This window comes from Cellvibrio sp. 25HG11W-0 (assembly GCF_057815475.1).
Map to the genome: position 1 here is coordinate 4,208,063 of NZ_CM174230.1, position 16,347 is coordinate 4,224,409.

The window sequence follows — 16,347 nt, forward strand, 5'->3', positions numbered from 1 at the left end:
TGTACACTTTTGCAAAAAAAAACGCGGCCTAAGCCGCGTTTTACCCATCAACAAGAACCAATTAGTTCTTGGCTTGGTCAACGATTTTGTTAGCTTGAATCCAAGGCATCATTGAACGCAACTTATTACCCACAACTTCAATACCGTGTGCAGCGTTATTACGACGCGCAGCAGTCATTGATGAGTAGTTAGTAGCACCTTCAAGGATGAACTTCTTAGCGTATTCGCCAGACTGAATGTCTTTCAAGGCTTGACGCATCGCTTTACGCGACTCTTCGTTGATTACTTTAGGGCCAGTTACATACTCGCCGTACTCAGCATTGTTAGAGATTGAGTAGTTCATGTTGGCGATACCGCCTTCGAACATCAGATCCACAATGAGTTTAAGCTCGTGCAAGCATTCAAAATAAGCCATTTCTGGCTCGTAGCCGGCTTCAACCAAAGTTTCGTAACCCATTTTTACCAATTCAACCGCACCGCCGCACAACACAGCTTGCTCGCCGAACAAGTCGGTTTCAGTTTCGTCTTTAAAAGTAGTTTCGATAATACCGGTACGACCGCCACCTACGCCTGACGCATAAGCCAGTGCAGTGTCTTTCGCCTTACCAGAAGCATCCTGGTAGATAGCGATCAAATCAGGAACGCCGCCGCCGCGAACAAACTCAGAACGAACGGTGTGGCCTGGTGCTTTTGGAGCAACCATGATTACGTCCAAGTCTTTGCGCGGAACAACTTGGTTGTAGTGAATCGCAAAGCCGTGAGCAAACGCCAAGGTAGCGCCTTGCTTAATGTTTGGCTCGATTTCATCAGCGTACAATTTTGACTGAAATTCATCTGGAGTCAGAATCATAACAACGTCAGCAGAAGCAACCGCAGTAGCAACATCAGTCACTTTCAGACCGTGAGCTTCAGCTTTCTTAACAGTGGCAGAACCTTTACGCAGACCAACAACAACATCAACACCTGAGTCTTTCAGGTTGCATGCGTGAGCGTGACCCTGTGAACCGTAACCAATAATGGCTACTTTTTTGCCTTGGATGATAGAAAGATCAGCATCTTTATCGTAATAAACGTGCATGGCAGACTCCTGAAATGAGCAATAGAAATAGGATCAATTGACCCGAATGAAAAACAGGTGCGCAGTTTAAGGAAAAACCCACATGACGTAAAATGATATATTCGCATTTTAATGTTGCACTTTATGCAATAAACTAAACAACGAACTAATCCTAACGAGCCACCTCCTTGGACATCACCAAACTAAAGCTCTTTTGCGCACTAGCGAATGGCCTGCACTTTGGGCGCGCCGCCGCCAGCTGCCATGTCAGCCCATCCACCCTCAGTCGCAACATTAAACAGCTAGAGGAGGATCTAGGCGTAAGCTTATTTGAGCGCGACAATCGCTCAGTCGCACTCACCTTTGAGGGGCAAAACTACCTCAGCTTTGCGAAAGAAGTATTACAACAGTGGGAAACCTACCAAGAATCACTGCTCGCGCAGGCCGATCAACTCCACGGCCAGCTCAGCATCTACTGCTCGGTCACCGCCAGCTACAGCTTCTTATATGACATCCTCACCGAGTTTCGCGTTAAGCACCCGGGCATCGCCATCAAACTCCACACCGGCGACCCGGCCCAATCCATAGCGCGAGTGCTTGCGGGGCACGAAGATATCGCCATTGCCACCCAACCCGAACAACTGCCAACAGGCCTCAGCTTCAAGCCCATCACCCGCTCCCCGCTGCTCTTTATAAGCGCCAAACCCGCGCCCGACTGGAGCATGGCGAGCTGGGATGAAATCCCCGTAATCATTCCCGAAGAAGGCATAGCGCGCGAACGTCTCGACCAATGGTTTAAAGCCCAAGAGATAAAGCCCAACATCTATGCCGAAGTAAAAGGTAATGAGGCGATAGTGAGCATGGTGAGCTTGGGATTTGGGGTGGGCGTTGCCCCCAAGATAGTGGTAGACAACAGCCCGCTTGCTGACAAGGTAGAGCTATTCCGCTTGCAGCCTGATCTCGGGCCTTACGACATGGGAATCTGCGTAATGGAAAAGCGTTTAAAAAGCCCGATACTGAGTGCGTTTTGGGAGCAACTGGCAAAGCGCTAGCGCCACACCCCAATCAACCTAAACAACAAATAGCGCACTGCTATGCCCTCCTCTCTAATAAAAACCATTCTCTACATCCCTAAAAACACTCACCCAATAAACTCGTCTATAGTTGAGATTCAAACTACATCCACTGGAATTCGCTGTGCAATACTCACTTAGGTCAAACAACAAACACCGACTTAAAATACTGTTAGGGATTTTTGCCGCAGTGCTCATATCAACTTTAATGGTTATCGGATTGACGCTCAATGCAGGTAAAACACTCAAGCATCAAGCCGCAAATTTGACGGATTACCGCATCCCCGAGCTTCGCGAAATCAATAAGCTGCAAACTGCCATGGGGCAGCGTGTTGTGGCACTCTACCTTTACTACGCGACCCTCGATGAGGATATTTGGCGCCCCCAAGACAAGCATCTCAATGACAAGGTCAGCGCGCATTTACACGCGCTCAAAAATTTAGGGCTGAATTCAGATGACAGCCAAAAGTTTGTAGACCTCGTTAATAATTTTTCGCAAACGGCAAAACTGTTTGATATAGAGATGAAAAAAAGCAATAACCGAGACTGGGACTTACTGCGCGAACATCTCGCCAATGCGCAATTGAAAATTAACGACATTTCAGTATTGCTCAATGAGTGGAGTGACAAAATCAATAGCACCGCACAAAACAGCGGTATTACAGCTTTAGAGCAAGTACGTCACTTAACCCAATTACAGTTAGGTTTCAGCCTGGCAGTAATGATTACATCTACATTTGTCTTATTTGTTCTCTACGGACGAATGAAGGATCAAGATGAACTTTATCGCCGAGCTTTTTTTGACGGCGCCACTGGCTTACCCAATCGCTTACTGCTTGAAAAAGACATAGAGCAATTATTAACAACAGCGACTCAAGGCGCGCTGTTGGTTATACACGTCAATCGCCTTAATGTTATCGCCAGTACCTACGGTCATATCATTGCAGATAAACTACTAAACTTAGTTGCGCGCCGCATCACCACACAGCATGCTGATACTACACATAAAACCTATCGAGTAACCTCCGATAGCTTTGCGATCATCGTACAGGCCGAGCAAGATTCGCCTGAAACCACCCACCAATCCACTCAAAAAATTGCTGAAGACCTAGTACAAACCTCAACACAAATAATGAGCATTGACGAACGTCATTTACGCGGCGACGTGAGTATTGGTATCGCAGAATTCTCCCCCACAAACGAAACAGCCACCAGCTTATTACGCAATGCCTTCGCGGCCATAAATGCCAAGAATATCAGTGGCAACATACATTGGTTTGAAGCGCGAATGACCGCCGAGAATGAATACTGGCTCTCCACTGAAAGCGCATTGCGGAACGCCTTACAAGAAAACAAGTTCGAATTGCACTACCAACCTAAGGTAGACACAAAAACCTTAAGAATCATCAGTAGTGAAGCTTTAATCCGCTGGCGCAATAAAGACACCCTAGTATCGCCCGCACACTTCATTCCAGTGGCAGAAGAAAGCGGGTTGATTGTTCCGATTGGCAACTGGATTTTACTAGAGGCCTGCAGGCAATGGCGCGAATGGAAAGATTCGCATAGTATTTCGCTGCCGATTGCAGTGAATATTTCTGCACAACAATTTCAAGACAGTGCATTTAGTGCGCAAGTAAAAAACGCGCTGGATAAATTCCAGGTTCCGCCCGCTATGATTGAGCTAGAAGTAACCGAAGCCGTAGCGGCGAGAGACCCAGAAAGTGTCATCACAATTATGATGGCATTGAAAGATATCGGCGTAACTCTCGCTATAGATGATTTTGGTACAGGCTATTCATCCTTGAGTTATTTAAAACGCTTCCCAATAGACACGCTAAAAATTGACATAGCCTTTGTGCGTAACATTCATACTTCTCATGATGATCAAGCTATAGCCGGAATGATTCTCGCGCTCGGCAAACAGCTTAACTTGAAGGTGGTTGCAGAAGGTGTTGAACTAGAAGCACAACAGCAACTACTCGCAGACCTCAACTGCGACATATTACAGGGCTATTTATTTAGTAAGCCCATACCTGCACATCAATTCTCCAAATTAATGACTTAATTTTGCTGGCTTTTCAACTCCATCAAAAGCGCATGTAACATTTCTGTCGACAGTCCGTGCAACACCAAGCGATTACCGGCCCGCAACGTACTCATAGGCACGAGGGGATGCTTGTTATTAACTAACACCATATGTTGCGGCGAATTTAAAATAGTGGCGACATAGATACCGATGGTTTCATCTAGTTGTAGCGAGTTGGATGCGCGCCAAAAATCATTGTCGGTTAAAAATAATTGGTAGGTCGGGGTAAACATTTCAATCGCAGTTTGCAAATCGATGCCGTTTAATTTTCCGCGCGGCATGCATTCTAGTTTTAGCTCCGGTTCCGTGATCATACTGAAGTCAGGCTGTGCAACCGGCACCAGTTTTTTATCGGCAGCGCGCAATGCCTTGCCCAAACGAATCACAAAGTTAAACAAATTTAAATCGTGCTTTAAAAACAACTCATCTTTTAAGTCATCCAGATTCATCGGTTTGAGTGGCGCAGTCTCCACCGCCACCGGTGCATTCGCCGCAATAAATTCCAGAATCTGCGCACCCATATGAAAATGGCGCAGTACCAACCAGTTGGCCTCGGGGCGCACAAAATATTTTAAGCCGGTCGCGAGAATCCAATGCAGCAGTTTGGACGCCGCCCAATTGCGCGGCACCACCACTTTAACAATCTGAATTAATACAATCAGCGTGCGCGCAAGCGGACGCACAAAGGGCAATAGAAACTGACGCGATGGTGCTTCCGAGTCGGCTAGCCAGGCTTTTTTTACATGATCAGGCAGTGGTGTGCTTTGATCTAAATAAAGCGCCAACCAAGGGCTTGGGTCGCGCGCATCAAACTCTTTCGCCAAAAACTTCGGGGGATTATCCATTTTCTATAACTCCAAAATATGTTCAAACTGCATCAAATATAATTGCGCCGTACGCTTAGCCGTTGTCAGCATAGCGGCTGCCGCTTGCGGGTTCGCCAGCAACACCAGCTCCACCGCCGTTAGCCAGCGCGCAAGGTGATGCTCGTCATTCGCACCGTGATATTCTAAAAATCGAAAGGCGCTTGCGGGCAGGTCTACTTGTTTACGCAAGAGCGGCAACAGCGCAGGCACAATCCGCTGACCGGTTCCTTCAATAATATAAATAGCGCCCAATAACCCCACTGGATTTTTGGTCGCCGCCAGCGCATGTAAATAGCTATTTAAGGCTTCGCCGCCTGGGTTTCGCTTTAGGCTGTCAAGTGCAGCAGTGCCGCCCGCAGCAAGGTAGTCGTCATACAAAATTTTAAAATCATTTTGCTCTTCGCCCGCATGGATGGAAATTAAATCTGCCAGCGCCGAAAATTCATCGGTCAGAGATGCAACCGCCTCACGCATCCACTTGCTGCCTTCGCGCACCTGCGGCACCCACTGGGCCGTCCAATTGCGATAGTCTTCAACAGAGAACTGATTGCCCACTAATTTATGGATGACGGGGCTGCGCCAAACCTGCGAGCGATACTCATGCCATAGCCCCGCGAGCGACTGCAGTAATTCCTGCAAATGAATAGGCGCAGACGCAGGATCATGGGGCGGAATTATCGCCAATTCATTTACAGCTGCCGTGGGTGCCAACTCGACCGAATGGGCAATTGATGGCGGGATTGACTGGGCGATTGATGAAGCAACTGCTTTTTGAACAGGCGCATCAGCAGCTTCAACCTCTAGCAACATATAAGCGGCGGTCATGCGCCCCGACTCAGGTATAAAGCACAATATTTTTTCGCCCGGTTTAAGCTCGCGGGTTTCCAGAAATTCAGCCAGCATAATAAAAATAGACGCAGAACCGGTATTGCCGCGCGTGGTTAAATTGCTATACCAGCGCTCGCGCGGAATCGACAAACCCGCTTTGGCCAACAATTCCTCCACCACCGGAATAAATCGATTGGAGGAATAATGGCAAAGAAAGTGATCTACCTCGTTGGAGTGCACCCAGCCATCGGCCACCAACTTTACGTATTCGTGAATGCTGACATCAAACAAATGTGGCAGTAAACGAATATCCTGCCGCAGTGCCAAGGCACCCTCGGCCTCCGCTTCGCTCGATGAGGGGAAATCCAAAAAGGATTTGCTGCGATCCTCCGTCAAGCCCAATTGCATACACACAGGGTAATCACCCGCAAAGCTTTTTTGGTGAACCCAGTTTAGCTTCAAACGAATATTATTTTTTGCCTGCGAACAAGCATTAGGCTTATTCGTTAGCAATAGTGCACCGGCGCCATCGGAGAGCATCCAACGCAAAAAGTGTGCATCAAAATCACTTTTGTAACCGCGCGGTGCGAAGCGGCTTTTTTTAAAAATACGCGAGGGCATTTCTGCCGCAGCAACCACGGCCTGCTGGTGTGCACCCAGCTCAATTGATTGGGCTGCATAATTTAGCGCAGCAATACCCGATGCGCATACACCTAAACTGGAGAGAGTTTCCATCGGCGGCGCACCCAGCTCACCCTGCACCATAGCGGCAAAGCCAGGGATTAATGCATCGCTACCGGTAGAGCCCATGGTCAACAAACCCACATCATCCAATGACACCCTAGCCTGGGTTAAACACTGGCGAATCGCGGTAGCCGCAAGCTGTGCGTGCGACATTAGAGTATTACCTTCACCATCAATCGCGTAGTGGCGCTGCCTAATGCCATTCTCAGCGAGAATTTTTTGTTTGATACGCAATGAAATGCGATTAATCGGCGCAACATAGGCATCCATAGCCTCATTGCTAACGGGCGCACCGGGCAAATGGTAGCCGGTAGACTGTAAATAAACCGATGTGTAACGAGTAGGCATTAGGTATTCCTTTTGGGTAAGCTGTGGCTATCGTGCATGCGGCAGCTGTTAGCTAAATGATGATTAACGTGAAGGCTTTGACTGCGCCAGCGCGGATGCACCAGCGCTAAAACATAGGTGCGCAACATATAGCGCACTAAGCCGCGCTCAATAAGCTGAGGGGCAACGCGCGGCTTATAGTGTTCATCCAACACCGCAAGTTGCGACCAGTGCGCGCGCGGGTGGAAATGATGCGCGGTATGCAACCCAATATTAAAAAGTAGAGGGTTTACCAACCCATAAAAGTTGCGCGCAAAATTCAAATTGTTTCCGCTCCCATCGGCGTGGGCATGCTGCAAGTAATTGGTCGCCAGCAGCCAGTGCAATCCGTGTAGCTGGGGAATAAGCACCAACACTAGCCACTTGCGCCAATCGAGTAAGGCCAGCCAGCACCAAGCCCCCAGCACTATAAAATACTGCAACAAGCAAAAATAAAAATAGGCGCGTTGCTTGTTATAGCGCTGTTTTAGCCAGGCGAAAATTAAGGGATACAACACCACTCCCGCCTGCACTGGGTGCAGCAAATAACCCACGAGATTATTGCTGTCACCACGCGCGCCCGGTGCATTAAATCTGTAGGTGCGCGCCGCATCTTTTGCTCCATGCTTATAGCGGTGATGGTTGGCAATATGCGCAGGATAAAACACAAAGCTAGGGTGCCCCTGCAGCAGCGAAATCCATAAATCTGTAAGGCGATTCAACCAGCGCCAGCGCCAAATGCGCAGGTGCGTGTGATTATGGTGAATCACTCCTACCCCCAGGGTCAAAAACAATTCGAGTAAATAGAGCGGCCAACTGAAGCCCTGTTGCCACTGCCAAAACACCAATAAAGGTAGGAGCAACAAATAGCCAAGGCTCTGCCCATCACGCCAGTTGCGCATTATTGTTCGCGCTCGCGCCAGCGCTTAATTTGTTTATCGGCTGCGTCCAAGGGCAATGTGGTTTTGCACAGCTGATCCATGAAGGGAAACATAAAACCAAAATTTCCCGAGAAGCAGGCATGGTGCAGGTGATGACGGCGACTGGCAGTGTGCCAAGCACTCATGCCGGTTTTTTTCCAATCGTAATTGGCATGCCCAATACTATTGAACAGCAAACTGAACAGGGGCACAGAAAATAGCGCATAAACACTAAAGTCGTGGGCCAGCATAGGCAACAAAATAACATTGCCCAACATCATGGCCTCTACCGGGTGAAACGCATAGGTTGACCAAGGCGAAGTCACCACCGAGCGGTGATGCGGCATATGAAAACGGCGCAACCACGGGGTGTGCAGCAACCAATGATTGGCATAAAAATGAATTTCATTCCAAATCACCAGCGCTAAAATTTCCACACAAATTTGCAAACCCGATGGGTTTACCGCTAAGTGCGCCCAGCCCAATTGCAACAACCCCCAAGGGAAGATCATGCCTACACCAAAAATGGCAATTGAACCTGCAGACAACAACAGCTCGCGCTTATGCTGCCCCTCTCCCAAGGGGCGAGGGTCTAAGGTGCCGCCAATATTCAATGCTGGCAACAGGTGCTGGGTCAGCAACACATTCAGCGAGCCAAACAGCAGATAGATGCCCGCAAAAAACACCACGCCAACAGCGGCTATCTCGAAGGCCGTGCACTGTAAAATAAACTCACGCATCTAAACTTCCTTTGTGTTCAAACTCTGTAGCATTACACATTATATCGGCAGGGTTAAACGGCTTCCGCAAGCTCGCTCGCTCCATTCAGCACGAGCGCCTTAGCCGCCGCAAAATCTGTTTTGCCACTGCCCAATTTTGGAATGGCAGCCACTGTATTTACCTGTGAGGGAATCAGCAGTGGATTGCAATTAATTGCCAGCAAGCGCTGACGCAATTCACTGACATCGAGTTCTTTATTGATCAGCAATACAATTTTCTCGCCTTTCTTTTCATCGGGAATATTGACTGCCACCAATTCAACCTCAGTATCCTCAAGCGCCTTTTTAACTTCTTGCTCTACGGCGCCCAGGCTAATCATCTCGCCGCCGAGTTTGGCAAAGCGCGAATAGCGATCCACGATACTGAGGAAACCGTCGGCATCCAAATGGCCTTTATCGCCGGTTTTGTACCAGCGGCGACCATCTAACTCCACAATAACTGACTGCGTTTTTTCTGCATCATTCAGGTAGCCCAGCATAACCTGCGTTCCCGAAATAAGAATGAGGCCGTCTTCCCCCACGGGCAAGCTATCCAAACTTACCGGGTCCACCACACGAAAAGCGCAGCCGGGTAACGGCAAGCCCACGGTGCCAAGCTTATTGCCCGTTTGCACGCGCCAATCATTCGGGTCGAGCTGATCGGGAATATTCACACTGGCCACAGGCGTGGTTTCTGTCGCGCCATAGCCTTCGTAAATGGTTTTATTAAAGCGTTGCTGAAATTCCGCGCGCACTTCGGGTGCCAACTTTTCTGCGCCCGCCACTACTACACGCAAAGAATCCAACATGAGCGGCTGTACTTTTTTGTTGCGGGTGTAGAGGCGTAAAAAAGTTGCCGTGGCACACATCATAGTCACCTTATGACGGGTTATCGCCTTGGCGATATTCAACACATCAGTCGGGTCTGGATGGCAGACAACGGGAATTCCTTCAATTAAGGGCAGCAGCGTGGTTACGGTTAAACCAAAGGAGTGGAAGGGCGGCAAACAGCCCATGACTACATCATCGTCACGGGTTTTCAGTACATCGCTAATTTGTTTTATGTTCGCCATAAAATTGCGATGACTGAGCACTATGCCCTTAGGTACACCTTCACTGCCGCTGGAAAATAGAATCGCCGCTGGTTGATTAACATTCACAGGGCGACCATAGAGGCGATAGAAAGCCAGCGCAGGCAGTATATGCGCCGCAATAAACGCAAAGACCACATCCAATTTAACAAGCTGCTCTTTTAAGGCCTCCATGTGGACGACCTGCAAGCCCTGCAGCATGGCATCGGTATCTATGCCTTTGCTGTGCAATTTGTTAATAAATTTCTCAGAGGTAAATACAGTTTTTATAGCCGCGTTTTTAACCCCCGCCTGCACCGCCTGAACACTGGTGGTGAAATTAAGGTTAACCGCCGTTTGGCCATTTAACATTACCGCCATATTGGCGATAGTTGCCGCGCTACTGGCGGGCAATAAGATGGCGACATTGGCCTCAGAATCATAGCGGCGCATTTGTTTTGCAAAAGCACAGGTAGCCGCGAGCATTTTGCCGTTGCTCATTTCCAAGCCGTTAGTGTCTATCACACTGGTCGCCCCTAAACGCTCTTGCGCCGAGCGAATCCACGCGAGAGGAATAGGGTCAAACTCTGCACTTTGCTGCTCCCAGGCATCAAACGACAATTCAAATACTTTTTGCTTAAGCTCTGCCGCTTGGGTTGCCATAGGTAGCGGCGGGCCGAAGGTTACAACCACTTCTCGACGCAGGCCGCGCGCGGTATTTTGGCGCAACTTTTCACTGCGCGCGCGCGACAGGCGGCTGCCCCATAAACCATGTAAATAGAAAGGAATAATTGCGCCTTCAACGCCTTCCACTACACGCTCAAAACCGGTATGAAACATTCCCAACGAGCCAGTGCGGCTAATCGCCCCTTCTGGAAACAAACAGACAACCTCACCTGCCTTTAACAGCTCATTAATTTTTTGCAGCGACTCTTTACTCTGCCCACTGCTAATAGGAATAACACCAAAAAATTTAAAGATGGGTTTCAAATACCACTGTTCGTAAATACTGCGCAGCATTACAAAACGCACGGGACGCGGGCAGGCAATTTGCACCATCGCCCAATCGATCCAACTTATGTGGTTACCAAGCAGCAGCGCGCCGCCGGTTTTAGGTAGGTGATCAAACCCCACCACTGCAATTTTATATTTACCCTGAATTAAAAAAGAGGCGGCAATACGCGTGAGTGAATGCGGCAATTCATAAAGGGTATAAAGTGCACCCGCAAGCGCTACTAACATCAACAAACCAAATAGTTGTGCGCTGCTAACACCCGCATTGGCTAACACAATGGTCAGGCCGAGAAATGAAATCATGCCCAGGGTTTGAATCCAGTTATTGCCCGCCAAGACCGTACCCAATTCATTTGCTTTGGCGTGATACTGAATGAGCGCATTCAGGGGAATAATAAAGAGCCCGCCCAACACCCCCAAGACCATAAACGTAAGCGCCATCGCATAGGCCGATGTGAGCGTAGGCAGCAGGCCTAGCATTAATGCAAAGCCCAAGGCACCAATGGGAATTAAACCGAGTTCAATATAGTTTTTGGAGAGTTTGCCCGCCCAGAGCGAGCCAACAATAATGCCAATGCCTGTGCAGGCCAAAATACCCTGAATCACCAAGGTATTGGTTTGGTGCAACACCTCTTTGGCAAACGCGGGGAAGGAGGCGAGCACCGCTTGGCTGATCGCCCAAAACATGGTTAGGCCAACAATAGAGAGCCAAATAGCGCGCTTATTCGCCACTATTTTTAAATTGCGCTGCAAATAACTGCCGCGCAAATATTCGCTCATGGCAAAGTGTTTAACCCCAGGCAACTCAGCACCTACCAAGTTTGCCGCTGCGCGATTTGGCAATTTATGCGCGGCCCACAACTCCAGCAGCGCCAGCGCTACCAGCAGCCAACCCAAGGGCGCTATGTGCGCGATAATACTGCTGGTATCAGTAAAGGCAGTGCCCGCCAATAAGAATTCAAAGCCCGCCGAAAACACGAAGGTGCCGCCGAGCATGGCGACTATGGTGACTGCCTGCACAATACCGTTTGCCGCAGCGAGCTGGGTATCGCCCACCAGTTCGCGAATGTATCCGTATTTAGCGGGCGAATAAATCGCTGCCTGAACACCCAATATGAAAGTCATGGCAAAGGCCAACCAAAACCAGCCCTGATAGTACGCAAACAGAATCACTGCCATAGCTGCCACCGCCACCCAGGCGCTGTAGCGCATGACTTTATGCTTGGCAAACTTGTCCGCGATAAAGCCGGAGGGGGAAAACAACAGAATAAAAGGAATGAGGATAAGGGCATTCACAATAGCCGTGAGCACCACCTGCTGATTGCCGTCGTAAATTTTAAACAGCGTATTTTGAATAATTATTTTATGCCCTAAGTCCACAAAGGCGTTGATAAACAACACCGCCAGATAGGGTAGGAATCCTTTAATACGATGCAAAGCTTGCACAGGTGTATCTCCTTTCAGTTCAAATAAAGTGCGCCCTTTGTAATGGCAAAGTGCGCTGAGTTATTAAGCGCGGCCAGCATGCCTAGGTGAGCGCGGTATTTCCACCCATTTGTACAGAGTCGCTTTATAACTCACCAAAAGTTGCCTATATTGCTACTTTTTACCGTTTCATACTGGGAACCCACTGTTTATGGCGCAATTAAATACACTTCTCGCCACCCTCAAAAAGGCACTAAAAAGCCACGGCTTGACCTACGCAAAAGTCGCTGCGCACTTGGATTTAACAGAAGCCAGTGTAAAACGCCTGTTCGCCGAGCAGCATTTGTCGCTGCAGCGCCTAGAGCAAATTTGCCAGCTCATGGATATGGAAATTTCTGATTTAGTGCAACTTATGCACGAACAGCAACCTCGGCTGCACCAGCTCACCCATGAGCAAGAGGAGCAAATCACCCAGAATTTAGTGCTGTTGCTGATTACCGTATGCGTACTCAACCGCTGGACGCTGGATGACATACTCAACTACTACAAAATCACCGAACACCAATGCATCCAACAACTGGCCACACTCGATCGCCTTAAGGTGATAGAGCTGTTGCCACACAACAAAATAAAATTGCGCGTTGCCCCTAATTTTGGTTGGCGCGAAGGCGGCCCCATTCAGCAGTTTTTTCAGGAGCGCATTGCAGAGGAATTTTTTAAACACAAATTCGCGCATGAAAACGAAAGCCTACAGGTGCTTAACGGCATGCTCTCTCACGATGCCCATAAAGAACTGCAGCGCAAATTAAAACGCCTGGCACGCGAGTTTGATGAACTGAACAATCAAGATGCGCAACTGCCTTTCGCCGAACGCCATGGAGTAACCCTGGTGCTTGCCGCGCGCAATTGGCGATACGGTTTATTGCAGCCGCTGTTGCGTAATACTGAATAGTTTTAGGAGGAAAGGACAAAGAAAGAACGAAAAAAAAACAAGGGTATGGCTAGTGCGGGTGCTTTATTTCCAATTGCCGAATTGAATCCAGCAAGTACGGCTTGTCATGCTCAAAGTAGGAAGCATCGATATTAATATTTTCCAAATAAAATATTTGGCGCGCCTGCTGACTTAGTAACTTAAGCGCATCACTAAAGTAGTGCTGAAAAAGCGCATCGAACTGCCCAGACTCATAGGCCTTTTTAAGCCCGTACTCCAACCGCGCGGCCAATATTGGCTGCCGCTTGCTCACAAAAAAATACATGGGTAAATAGGTGTACACGGCCAGATTATCCACCATATAAAGATTGGGCATAGCGGCACTATAAACACTAAACTCTGGCGCTATTTCATATACACCGCGCATTAATAAATGAAAGCGATCCGAATTAAGCATAGGCACCAAGGTTGCGTAAGGCCCACCATAAACAACCTGAAAACCATTAGCTTCTAGCAACTTCCCCGTAGACCACCCTTGGCCCTGACCTATTTTTAACTGTTTGAACTCTGCCAGTGAAGCAAGCTCATTCAATTTAACTTTATTATTTTTATGGGCCAAAAACATCCGGTAACTTGCCAGCCCTTGCATGATAGGAAAACGCACCATCAATGTTCTATCTCGCCACTCAGGCATAGGCATAGAAACAGCAACTGATAGCGCTTTCCCACCTTCAAGGTCTACCAATTGGCGCCGAATAACAGTCTGCTGGCGCTGTTGAATGATGTCATAAGGGCCGTACTTTCCCGAAGAAAGCTCCAGTGCCAATTTAAGCAACGCATCCGCATAGTCGCGGTGCGCACTCGCCCGCTCCATATAGGGAATAGTCACCACCATAGGTGCCTTCGCCATTTCACTTGCGCTAGCGGTGATGTTTATCAGTAACAATAAATACAAAAACATTATTTTCAATATAGAAGAAACCTTAATGCGCTAGCGGCGCGGGACCCAAAAAACTCTAGCCATTCTAGCTACAGCTGTCTATTAGAGTGTAGTCGCCTTAGGTCCTTGCAAAAATCTTTTAACCCTTGTGAGCTGGCAAGGTTATGAGGCATAGCTTCACACTTACCATAAATAGTAAGAATTCGTAAGGAAAAATATCCGTAGCCTTACATTTTCGATATGATTGGCGCGCTTAATACCACTACCATACATCAAGGAACTTTTAGTATGCGTTACTTTTTACTTAGCCTAGGACTACTCACATCGATGGCTCACGCGAGCTCGCAAATATCCATGACTAGCGATAACGGCGACTATATTGGTGCCGGCAATAACTACACCCTATTAGCATCTGATATAAACTCCACCGAAATAAGCGACTCCAGAATATCCATCTCCACCAATGTATTTAGCATGAGCTTTAGCGCACCCAACAATCGAAAAATAGCCGCAGGTGGCTTTTTTAATGCCGAACGCGATCCTTTTCGCGGCCCCTTGAACCCCGGTATAGATATCGGCGGTCAAGGTCGAGGCTGCAACACAATCAAAGGCGAGTTCTATATTTATGAAGTTGATATAGCCTCATCAAAACTTGCTCTAGATTTTGTACAACATTGCGAAGGTGGCACCGCCGCATTAAGAGGCAGTATTCGAATCAACTCCAACACACCCATTCCCTATACCGGTGTACTGGCTATTGCTACTGCATCAACAATAAATGCTCTAGAGGGAAGTGCTATAGATATCAGCGCTGAAAAATCTGTGTCAAACCCAGCCCCAGCAGGCTACAAATGGGAGCAAACTAAAGGTAAGACCACCAGCATACTGAATACTAGCGCGAGCAAAACAACTATTACACTCCCGAGTGATGTCAATCTGGGCGGCGAAGATCTAGAGTTCAAACTGACTGTCACCAGCACGGCTAATGTTTCCGCGTCAACCAACCTGATAATTCATGCAAGCAGTAAAAGCGATCCGCAAACTTATCTTCAATTTAGCGGTGCGGCGAATGACTACATTAGTCGGGGAAAATCTTACTACTTTGATAACAATAACAGTACGATCAGCCTATCCACTTCAGACTGGTCAAATGCAGTAACGCTCAGTGTTAGCAGCAGTAGCTGGTGGGATCTGAACTTTTCCGCGCCGGGCAACACGCCCCTCGCTATCAAAAATTATCCTTATGCAGAGCGCTACCCTTTTCAAGCCACTACCGCCGCAGGCTTAAGTATTTCGGGTGATGGGAGAGGCTGCAACCAAAGCTTTGGTACATTTGAAATTAAGCAATTAAGGTTGGCCGATCCTATAGGATTCAAAGCATCCTTTGAGCAACACTGCGAATCAACAACGGCTCCCGCGCTAAAAGGTGAAGTGGCCTATAACGCAGTAAATGATAAAGTGCCCACTGCTGCAATTAGCGTCATAGCTGATACACCTGAAGGCACCACCATCAATCTCGACGCGTCGAATTCTTTTGACCCAAAAGGCTCATCGCTATCGTTTAGCTGGAGCACAGATCAACCCGGCTTAATCATTAAGAACGCCGATACATCTAGACCAAACTTTGTAGCCCCCTCACTCCCCAACCGTATAACGAGCAAATTCATCAAGGTCACGCTCGTTATTAAAAATGCAGAAGGCTACAAAGCACAGCAAACAGCAAGTGTTAATATTATTAACAACAATAAAGCGCCCATTGCAATCGATGATGCATTGACGGTAACACCTAATATAAAAACCGTACTCCACCCATTAAACAATGACACTGATAGCGATGGGATACTGCAAGTAGATACCATTAACATCAAAACACAACCGCTCTATGGCGACGTAATTGTTAACAGCGATGGCACGCTAGATTATGTGCAAAATAAAGGTGCAGCCACTGCTGACAAGATTCAGTACACAGTAAAAGACAATGATGGTACCGAATCAATCATAGCTACTATAAATTTAACTATTAAGGCGGAATCAACCACATCCAGCTCACCCAATGACGGAAAAAAATCTGGCGGAGGCAGCAGTAATTTGTTTTTCCTTTTACTGCTAGGCTCACTCTTAATTAATCGAAAACAACTAATAGCATTGAAAAACACGAACCCACTAATATCGTAAATGAATAGAGTTTAAGGTTACCGCCATAAGCCCAAAAAGCCGAATCAATCACTGATTCGGCTTTTTGGATTCCAGAGACAGCATCTAGTCATAT

General features: G+C 47.9%; 11 protein-coding genes. 4 read left to right on the forward strand and 7 right to left on the reverse strand.

The window, feature by feature from the left end; genetic code table 11:
* Positions 1–61: 61 nt before the first annotated feature.
* Positions 62–1,078, reverse strand: a complete 1,017-nt coding sequence (gene ilvC / locus AC0KUT_RS17680; RefSeq protein ID WP_488831711.1) for a ketol-acid reductoisomerase — start codon at positions 1,076–1,078, stop codon at positions 62–64.
* Positions 1,079–1,245: 167 nt separating this feature from the next.
* Between ilvC and ilvY the strand changes: the two genes are divergently transcribed.
* Positions 1,246–2,109: an HTH-type transcriptional activator IlvY gene (ilvY, locus tag AC0KUT_RS17685; RefSeq protein ID WP_488831712.1), complete on the forward strand. Its 864-nt coding sequence runs from the start codon at positions 1,246–1,248 to the stop codon at positions 2,107–2,109.
* 145 nt (positions 2,110–2,254) lie between these two features.
* Positions 2,255–4,195: a putative bifunctional diguanylate cyclase/phosphodiesterase gene (locus AC0KUT_RS17690; RefSeq protein WP_488831713.1), complete on the forward strand. Its 1,941-nt coding sequence runs from the start codon at positions 2,255–2,257 to the stop codon at positions 4,193–4,195.
* Here the strand turns inward: AC0KUT_RS17690 and AC0KUT_RS17695 are convergent.
* From AC0KUT_RS17695 to AC0KUT_RS17715, 5 genes are read right to left on the reverse strand one after another with little or no spacing between them, the layout of a single operon-like run.
* On the reverse strand, positions 4,192–5,061 hold the full coding sequence (locus AC0KUT_RS17695; RefSeq protein WP_488831714.1) for a DUF6999 family protein: 870 nt from the start codon (positions 5,059–5,061) through the stop codon (positions 4,192–4,194). The genes AC0KUT_RS17690 and AC0KUT_RS17695 overlap by 4 nt on opposite strands.
* Before the next feature lie 3 nt (positions 5,062–5,064).
* The gene (locus tag AC0KUT_RS17700; protein ID WP_488831715.1) at positions 5,065–7,002 is read right to left on the reverse strand and encodes an iron-containing redox enzyme family protein; all 1,938 of its coding nucleotides are present in this window, start codon (positions 7,000–7,002) and stop codon (positions 5,065–5,067) included.
* Positions 7,002–7,922 (reverse strand): fatty acid desaturase, encoded by a 921-nt coding sequence (locus AC0KUT_RS17705; RefSeq protein ID WP_488831716.1) that lies wholly within the window; start codon positions 7,920–7,922, stop codon positions 7,002–7,004. The genes AC0KUT_RS17700 and AC0KUT_RS17705 overlap by 1 nt, the downstream gene beginning before the upstream one ends.
* Positions 7,922–8,680, reverse strand: a complete 759-nt coding sequence (locus AC0KUT_RS17710; protein WP_488831717.1) for a sterol desaturase family protein — start codon at positions 8,678–8,680, stop codon at positions 7,922–7,924. Before AC0KUT_RS17710 ends, AC0KUT_RS17705 begins: the two co-directional genes overlap by 1 nt.
* A gap of 53 nt (positions 8,681–8,733) precedes the next feature.
* Positions 8,734–12,228: an acyl-[ACP]--phospholipid O-acyltransferase gene (locus AC0KUT_RS17715; RefSeq protein WP_488831718.1), complete on the reverse strand. Its 3,495-nt coding sequence runs from the start codon at positions 12,226–12,228 to the stop codon at positions 8,734–8,736.
* A 190-nt stretch (positions 12,229–12,418) separates the two neighbouring features.
* Between AC0KUT_RS17715 and AC0KUT_RS17720 the strand changes: the two genes are divergently transcribed.
* Positions 12,419–13,159, forward strand: a complete 741-nt coding sequence (locus AC0KUT_RS17720; RefSeq protein WP_488831719.1) for a helix-turn-helix domain-containing protein — start codon at positions 12,419–12,421, stop codon at positions 13,157–13,159.
* Between the two features lie 49 nt (positions 13,160–13,208).
* On the opposite strand, the gene AC0KUT_RS17725 is transcribed toward AC0KUT_RS17720, so the two are convergent.
* Positions 13,209–14,108, reverse strand: a complete 900-nt coding sequence (locus tag AC0KUT_RS17725; RefSeq protein WP_488831720.1) for a hypothetical protein — start codon at positions 14,106–14,108, stop codon at positions 13,209–13,211.
* 258 nt (positions 14,109–14,366) lie between these two features.
* Between AC0KUT_RS17725 and AC0KUT_RS17730 the strand changes: the two genes are divergently transcribed.
* Positions 14,367–16,253, forward strand: a complete 1,887-nt coding sequence (locus tag AC0KUT_RS17730; RefSeq protein ID WP_488831721.1) for an Ig-like domain-containing protein — start codon at positions 14,367–14,369, stop codon at positions 16,251–16,253.
* Positions 16,254–16,347 lie beyond the last annotated feature (94 nt).

What these genes read in the sequence shown, in the direction of transcription:
- AC0KUT_RS17695 (WP_488831714.1), bottom strand. Translation starts at nt 5,061, where the DNA reads ATGGATAATCCCCCGAAGTTTTTGGCGAAAGAGTTTGATGCGCGCGAC.
- AC0KUT_RS17710 (WP_488831717.1), bottom strand. Translation starts at nt 8,680, where the DNA reads ATGCGTGAGTTTATTTTACAGTGCACGGCCTTCGAGATAGCCGCTGTT.
- AC0KUT_RS17720 (WP_488831719.1), top strand. Translation starts at nt 12,419, where the DNA reads ATGGCGCAATTAAATACACTTCTCGCCACCCTCAAAAAGGCACTAAAA.
- ilvC (WP_488831711.1), bottom strand. Translation starts at nt 1,078, where the DNA reads ATGCACGTTTATTACGATAAAGATGCTGATCTTTCTATCATCCAAGGC.
- AC0KUT_RS17730 (WP_488831721.1), top strand. Translation starts at nt 14,367, where the DNA reads ATGCGTTACTTTTTACTTAGCCTAGGACTACTCACATCGATGGCTCAC.
- AC0KUT_RS17700 (WP_488831715.1), bottom strand. Translation starts at nt 7,002, where the DNA reads ATGCCTACTCGTTACACATCGGTTTATTTACAGTCTACCGGCTACCAT.
- AC0KUT_RS17705 (WP_488831716.1), bottom strand. Translation starts at nt 7,922, where the DNA reads ATGCGCAACTGGCGTGATGGGCAGAGCCTTGGCTATTTGTTGCTCCTA.